Source organism: Yeguia hominis (genome assembly GCF_014384705.1).
Taxonomy (GTDB): domain Bacteria; phylum Bacillota; class Clostridia; order Oscillospirales; family Acutalibacteraceae; genus Yeguia; species Yeguia hominis.
Genome location: NZ_JACRSN010000014.1, coordinates 72,709 through 78,757 on the forward strand (window position 1 = coordinate 72,709; position 6,049 = coordinate 78,757).

The window sequence follows — 6,049 nt, forward strand, 5'->3', positions numbered from 1 at the left end:
CTTTTTCCTATTTTTTATTGTGCCTGAATCAGCCGAATTCTTCAGGCCTTATGCTTCCGGGTCTGTGCATCCGGATTTCCGGTTTGGCAGTTCCGCCTTTCTGACAATCGCCGCTTTGATCGGAATGCCCTTTTCGGTGAAAAGGAGTTCATGTTCCGTCATCACATTTTCCGGCCAATCCGGTTCGTTGTGCAGATCCGCTGTTTTCCGGAGCACCTGAAAGCCCGCTTCTTCAAAATACAAGAGGGAATCCTCAAATAGCGCGTCGTCATCCGTTTTAAACCACAGCTCACCGCCGTCCTTCAGGATTTCCCGGTATTTCAGCAACGTCCGCGGATACGTCAGCCGCCGTTTATGGTGCTTCTTCTTCGGCCATGGATTGCAGAAATTCACATAAATCCGATCGACCTGATCACCGTCACCGAAAATCCGGTCGAGATATTCAATATTGTAGGCCAGCAGCAAAATGTTCTCAACCGGAGATTCCTGCTGCGCATAATCTGCGACTATTTTCCTCCGTGCAACACCCAGAATATCCAGACTCAGGTCAATTCCAATGAAATTGACATCCGGGTGAAGCCGTCCCATCTCCGATAAAAACGGACATTTTCCGCAGCCGAGTTCCAGATAAACCGGCTGTTGCTTCGGGAATTGTGACGCCCACTGCCCGCGCAGTTCTTCCGGATTCTGGATAAAAAAAGGACAGACCGAAAGTTCCGGCCGCGCCCAGCGTTTCGTTCGCATCCGCATGGTGGTTCCTCCTCAACGTTCAATATTTCCAATATAACATCTCTGGCAAATCGGGTCAAGGCTCGTTTGTTCGGAAGGATTCTTTTTGTTCCGGAAAAACCGCAGATTCCGGAAAAATTGTTTCGGAGATTTCGTTGACACCGCACGCAGAATCGGTAATAATAAGGATACTGGGATCCCAGTCGTTTTTTACTGACGCTTCCGAATAATTTTTGATTTTCTTAAAAAGGAGCATTGTTTCCTATGAATGGTTCGCCGTATTCTTCGTTTATACCGCCTTATGGCACACCGTATTTTCCGCAATATAATCCTCTAAAAAGCTATTGCCGGGATCTGCGCAAAACCGCAAACCGGCTTTCCTGGATGGTTTTGGCCGGTATTTTCTCGATGAGCTTTTTATATGCGCTACTACAGAGAATTCTCTGGATGGCCGGATATCCGATGTATCCGAACGAGTTCGACGGCCTTTCGCAGGAGATGTATTTTCTGATCTCCTGTCTCTACTATATCATCGGGATGTTCCTGCCGTTTTTCTTCTTTTTGCTTGCTTCCCGCAGGAGCTTTAATCAGACGATTCCGTTTCGAGCATTTCCGTTCCGGCTCTTTTTCCCCTGCCTGTTCCTCGGTGTTGCAGTCTGTCTGCTTGCAAATTATCCGGCCTCTATGGTTGCTTCGCTTCTGGAGCAGTTTGGGTTTAATGCATCCATGCCGGAAACGCCGCTTCCGGATAGTCCGATCGGAATTGGCTTGTACGTTTTGCAAATTGCCGTCATTCCGCCGCTTGTGGAAGAATTTGCATTTCGGGGCGTCATCTTTTCCCGGTTGCGGAAATACGGAGACGGCTTTGCCGTCGTTGCCAGCGCGCTGCTCTTTGGCCTTTTCCACGGAAACCCGATTCAGCTTCCTTTTGCATTTCTCTGCGGGCTGATTTTCGCGTTTCTTGTGCTGCGCACCCAGAGTTTGCTACTGCCAATCCTGCTTCATGCAATTAACAACGGCTTCAGCGTTGCCTGTGAATTGCTGGAAAACGCTTACGGGGAAGTGTTTGTCAATTTGTTCTATGGAATTTTCTTCCTCTCCATGTTGGTCCTGGGCATTCTCTCTTTAATCTTCCTTGCTATAAAAGAAAAAGGCTTTTTCCGCCCTGCCGCCACACACCAGCCCGTGCGTCTTGCCACACGCTTTGGGATGCTCTTTGCAAATCCCGGCGCAATTGCGTTGCTGCTCTACTGCGTGGGAACTTCCATCCTGTTCATGCTGCTATGATGGAAATGCTGCCTTTTTTGCCGGATCCCCGCTTTATGCGGGCGGCATTGCAAATCGCGAAAGAAGCCGCTGCCGAAGGGGAAATCCCGGTCGGCGCGGTAATTGTAAAAGACGGCGCGATTCTTGCCACCGGGCGAAACCGGCGTGAATGCGCACAAAACGCCCTGTTCCACGCGGAAATCGAGGCCATTCATAACGCCTGCCTAAAAACCAGAAGCTGGCGTCTTTCGGATTGTTCGCTCTATGTCACGTTGGAGCCCTGCCCTATGTGCGCAGGCGCTATTATTAACGCCCGAATTCCCCGGGTCATCTTCGGCGCTTACGATGAAAAGGCTGGCTCATGCGGTTCGGTGGTCAATTTGTTTTCGCTTCCGTACAATCATACGCCGGAAGTATGGGGCGGCATTTTAGAGGAAGACTGCGCCGCATTGCTTTCCGCCTTTTTTGAAAAACTTCGGGAATTCTGAAACAGAAAACCGCAGATCCAGTTCTGATCTGACTGGATCTGCGGTTTTGATTTTATCAACGTTCTGTCAAGCGTCTTTCCAATCTGCGTCGCCTTTCAAAAAGGCATTTAGCTGCGCGCGGGTCGGTAAGCCGTCATTATCACCTTTGCTCATCACCTGAATTGCGCCGATTGCACAGCCTCTCCGGACAGCTTCTGCGAGGGAAAGCCCTTCCCTGCACGCGGAAAGGACTCCAATGGCAAAGCCGTCTCCCGCGCCTACTGTATCGACTACAGTTTTCACAGGAAATCCCTTAACATACCCGCAGTCTCCGCTTACGCTGGCATAATAGGCGCCTTCTTTTCCCAGTTTCAGCACGACCGTTTTCGCACCCATCGCAAGGTAGCGTTCCGCGATTTTTTCCGGAACAGACTCGCCAATCAGGCGCTTTGCCTCCTGAACGCCCGGCAAAAACAGGTCTGCCTGCGCTGCAAACAGATGGATCCACTGCACCATTTCCGCTTCCGAATTCCAAAGCTGCGGACGCAAATTGGGATCAAAAGAGATCCGGCATCCCGCTTCTTTCGCTTTACGGCACAATGTCTTTGCCGCTTCCCGGCAGGAATCCGAAAGCGCCGGAAGGATTCCGGTCAAATGCAACGTATCAAATCCGGAAAAGTCCAGACGCTCGACATCCTGCGCAGACAATGTGGAAGCCGCGCTTCCTTTGCGGAAATATACCACGCCCGGATCGCCTTTTTCCACGCGCTCCTTCATAACAAAACCGGTGGGATGCGTTTTTGAAAAAGAAAGCTCCGCCGCACAAATTCCAAGCTGATCCATTTGCCGGGCAATCCGCCGTCCGAATGGATCGTCTCCGAGTTTGGTCAGGTAAGAAACCGGCTGTTCCAGACGCCGCAGTCCAATTGCAACATTTAGTTCTGCTCCGCAGGTTGCAAATGAAAACGAGCGCACTGCATCCAGTGCACCCGGTTCTTCCGCGATAAACAGACCCATCGGTTCGCCTGCAAGCAATACCCCTTTGGAAAATGATTCCATTTTCAATACTCCTCTTCCGGGTTACACCAAGTGTGTAAGGCTCTATTTTTAATCGACGTCTTCTTTTTTCTTGGCAAGCGGCGTCTCCATCTGGGAAGGATCCCGCAAAAAGCGCCGGAAATACCGCATGGAGCGCGCATAATACAGGCCGTCGCAGAAGCGCTCGTCCGTAACGCAGCCAAGCGTCAAAATTTTTTTGGTTACCGGGTTCCCGCCGCCGTCCGGAACGATTCGCCGCCGTTCTTTTCCAAGGCCAATGAAAATACCCGTCGTACCGAATTCATAAACATGATGGTAAATATAGTTGATTCCCAGCGATTTGAGATTTGTGATAAAAAATGTCGTATGGAACGGGCTGACATCTATCAGCGCTTTCGGCAGCATCCCGTGTTTATCTAGCGAAATCACGAGCCGGATGAAAAATTTGATCAGCCAGCCCGGCATCTTCATAATCCAGGCCGCCGTTTTGTCGGTATTGTTTTCGTCGCTCGGTTTTAAATTTTCCGTCACCGCATCATCGATGATTTTTTTGACCTCTTCCAGCGACTCCGTTCCCTCAAACTTCAGCTTAATGGTCGTTTCCGCCGATTCGTCACGCAAATTCCGCTGCAGAGCAAACGATACCCAGATTTTCGGGCGTGTATAAATCTTTCCGTTCATTACAAAGCGGTTGAGCTGCGGACGAATGGCAATCGTCCGTACCATTGCGGCAATCAGAAGATGCATATAGGTATATTGCTGGCCTTCTTCCCGCTTTTTTGCAATATACGCATCCAGTGGTTTGCAGTCAAAATCATCGTTATAGTGATTTTGGGAGTCTGTCCGCGTCCGCATAATATATGGAATGATTTTTTCAAGAGGATCAATATTGTGAACGATCCTTCCATCATACCGTTTTCCAAACATCTTGTATGCCTCCTCGTAAAGTCCGACTGTCTTTTTTCGGTTTTCGCCGAAAAAATCCGCAAACAGCGCGTATTCTTATTATAAACATTCTTTTTCAGCAAGACAAGACCCGAAGCGGAAATTCGCCCATCTTTGCCCGCGTAATTTTTTCGAATTTGTTAAAAATAAGTTTATTATTGTTTTAAGCGCCAAATGCTGATATAATGAGAGAAATCGACAAGTTCTGATCAAAAAACAACTGGAGTGATCCGTTATGAAAAAAGCAAGAGGGATCTTGGCCTTTTTTGTCATGATTCTGCTCATATATGGAATTTTCACCTATGCAGCGATTGGCGGTGTTCTGCCGGTCTTTGCAGAAGAGGCAACCGGAGAATTGAAATCCGGCGGCGAAACCGGTTCCAGCACCGATCCGTCGCCCGACCCGGAACCGACACCGGATCCGGAGCCGACACCCGACCCGGAGCCGACGCCCGATCCGGAGCCGACACCGGAACCGGAACCGGAACCGACGCCCGACCCGGAACCAACGCCCGACCCGGAGCCGACGCCCGACCCGGAACCAACACCGGAACCGGAACCGACGCCCGATCCGGAACCGGAACCGTCCTATGATCCGGAGCCCTCTTACTACAGCTCAGATTCCTATAGCGACTCCCCTGCAACTTATTACGATCCGACAGCGCAGGAATCTATCGTCATGGTCTATCCTTCCGGCGTGACACCCTCCTCTTCGGGCAGTTCTTCGGAAACTTCCTCTTCCCAGAGTGTCGCCGGCACCACGGCAAAATCCAGCTCTTCCGCTCCGCCAACCAGCCAGAATCATACCGGTCGAAACCTGATCTTTATCGGGATCGCGCTGTTTGTTCTGTCTGCAGCCGGAATCGGAACGTTTCTCTATTTGATGTTTATTCTCCCCTATCTGCGCAAAAAGCGTTTTCTGCAGAATCCCCAGCTTGCCTATGCAGGTGCAGGTGCTGCCGTTGCGTCCACAACGAGAGACCTTGTTTCTTCCAGCAGCCAGCCTGCCTTGCAGGATGCGCCGGAGGATGTTTATTATGAGGATGACTACGGCAACCGTTACCGCCGTGAGGAGCTGCCCGGCTACTCTGACACAGAACTTCCGCAGAACCATTCTTATGATGCGTTCTCGGATTCTGTATCATATCCCGCCTATCTGGAAACCGAGGGCTCCTACTATTTGGAAGATTCTGCTTCTGCACTGTTCTACGCGTCCAATGAAGAGACAACGCCCCCCTCTTACTATGATGATGATGCCAATCCTTATGATCCTGCCTCACAAGGCGATTTTTATGAAGGCACGGGTGCTTCTCCGTCTGACCGAGACCTCTACAGCGGCCGGGATTTTTACGCTCCGGAAGAGTCCTATTCCGAACAGCCACCACAGCAGTATGGCACACGGGAAAGTCGTCGATATGACCGGGAATGGGATCAGTATTTCCGGGATTCCCAATAAATCATCTGTAAAAACCCGGCAGAAGCCTTTGAACAGCACCCCATTTGTTAGACAGTATGATATACTATCTAACAAGTGGGGTGTTTTGCTATGCCAAAAGGAGTACCAAACAAACGATATACGCCGGAGTTCAAGAGAATGGTTGTAG

At 50.3% G+C, this 6,049-nt stretch carries 6 protein-coding genes; 3 read left to right on the forward strand and 3 right to left on the reverse strand.

Annotated elements, in window-relative coordinates:
* Nucleotides 1–48: 48 nt before the first annotated feature.
* On the reverse strand, nucleotides 49–750 hold the full coding sequence (gene trmB / locus IAG03_RS09765) for a tRNA (guanosine(46)-N7)-methyltransferase TrmB (protein ID WP_249319909.1): 702 nt from the start codon (nucleotides 748–750) through the stop codon (nucleotides 49–51).
* 243 nt (nucleotides 751–993) lie between these two features.
* Between trmB and IAG03_RS09770 the strand changes: the two genes are divergently transcribed.
* Both IAG03_RS09770 and IAG03_RS09775 read left to right on the forward strand, forming a co-directional pair.
* Nucleotides 994–2,016 (forward strand): CPBP family intramembrane glutamic endopeptidase, encoded by a 1,023-nt coding sequence (locus tag IAG03_RS09770; RefSeq protein WP_249319910.1) that lies wholly within the window; start codon nucleotides 994–996, stop codon nucleotides 2,014–2,016.
* Between the two features lie 35 nt (nucleotides 2,017–2,051).
* Entirely contained in the window at nucleotides 2,052–2,483 is a 432-nt protein-coding gene (locus IAG03_RS09775; RefSeq protein ID WP_249319911.1) for a nucleoside deaminase, read from the forward strand.
* Between the two features lie 66 nt (nucleotides 2,484–2,549).
* Here IAG03_RS09775 and IAG03_RS09780 read toward each other — a convergent pair whose 3' ends face one another.
* Both IAG03_RS09780 and IAG03_RS09785 read right to left on the reverse strand, forming a co-directional pair.
* Complete coding sequence (locus IAG03_RS09780) at nucleotides 2,550–3,521, reverse strand: sugar kinase (RefSeq protein WP_249319912.1); 972 nt, start codon at nucleotides 3,519–3,521, stop codon at nucleotides 2,550–2,552.
* Between the two features lie 48 nt (nucleotides 3,522–3,569).
* Nucleotides 3,570–4,427 (reverse strand): 2-oxoglutarate dehydrogenase, encoded by an 858-nt coding sequence (locus IAG03_RS09785; protein WP_249319913.1) that lies wholly within the window; start codon nucleotides 4,425–4,427, stop codon nucleotides 3,570–3,572.
* Nucleotides 4,428–4,680: 253 nt separating this feature from the next.
* Between IAG03_RS09785 and IAG03_RS09790 the strand changes: the two genes are divergently transcribed.
* Nucleotides 4,681–5,901: a hypothetical protein gene (locus IAG03_RS09790; protein ID WP_249319914.1), complete on the forward strand. Its 1,221-nt coding sequence runs from the start codon at nucleotides 4,681–4,683 to the stop codon at nucleotides 5,899–5,901.
* The last annotated feature ends 148 nt before the right edge of the window (nucleotides 5,902–6,049 follow it).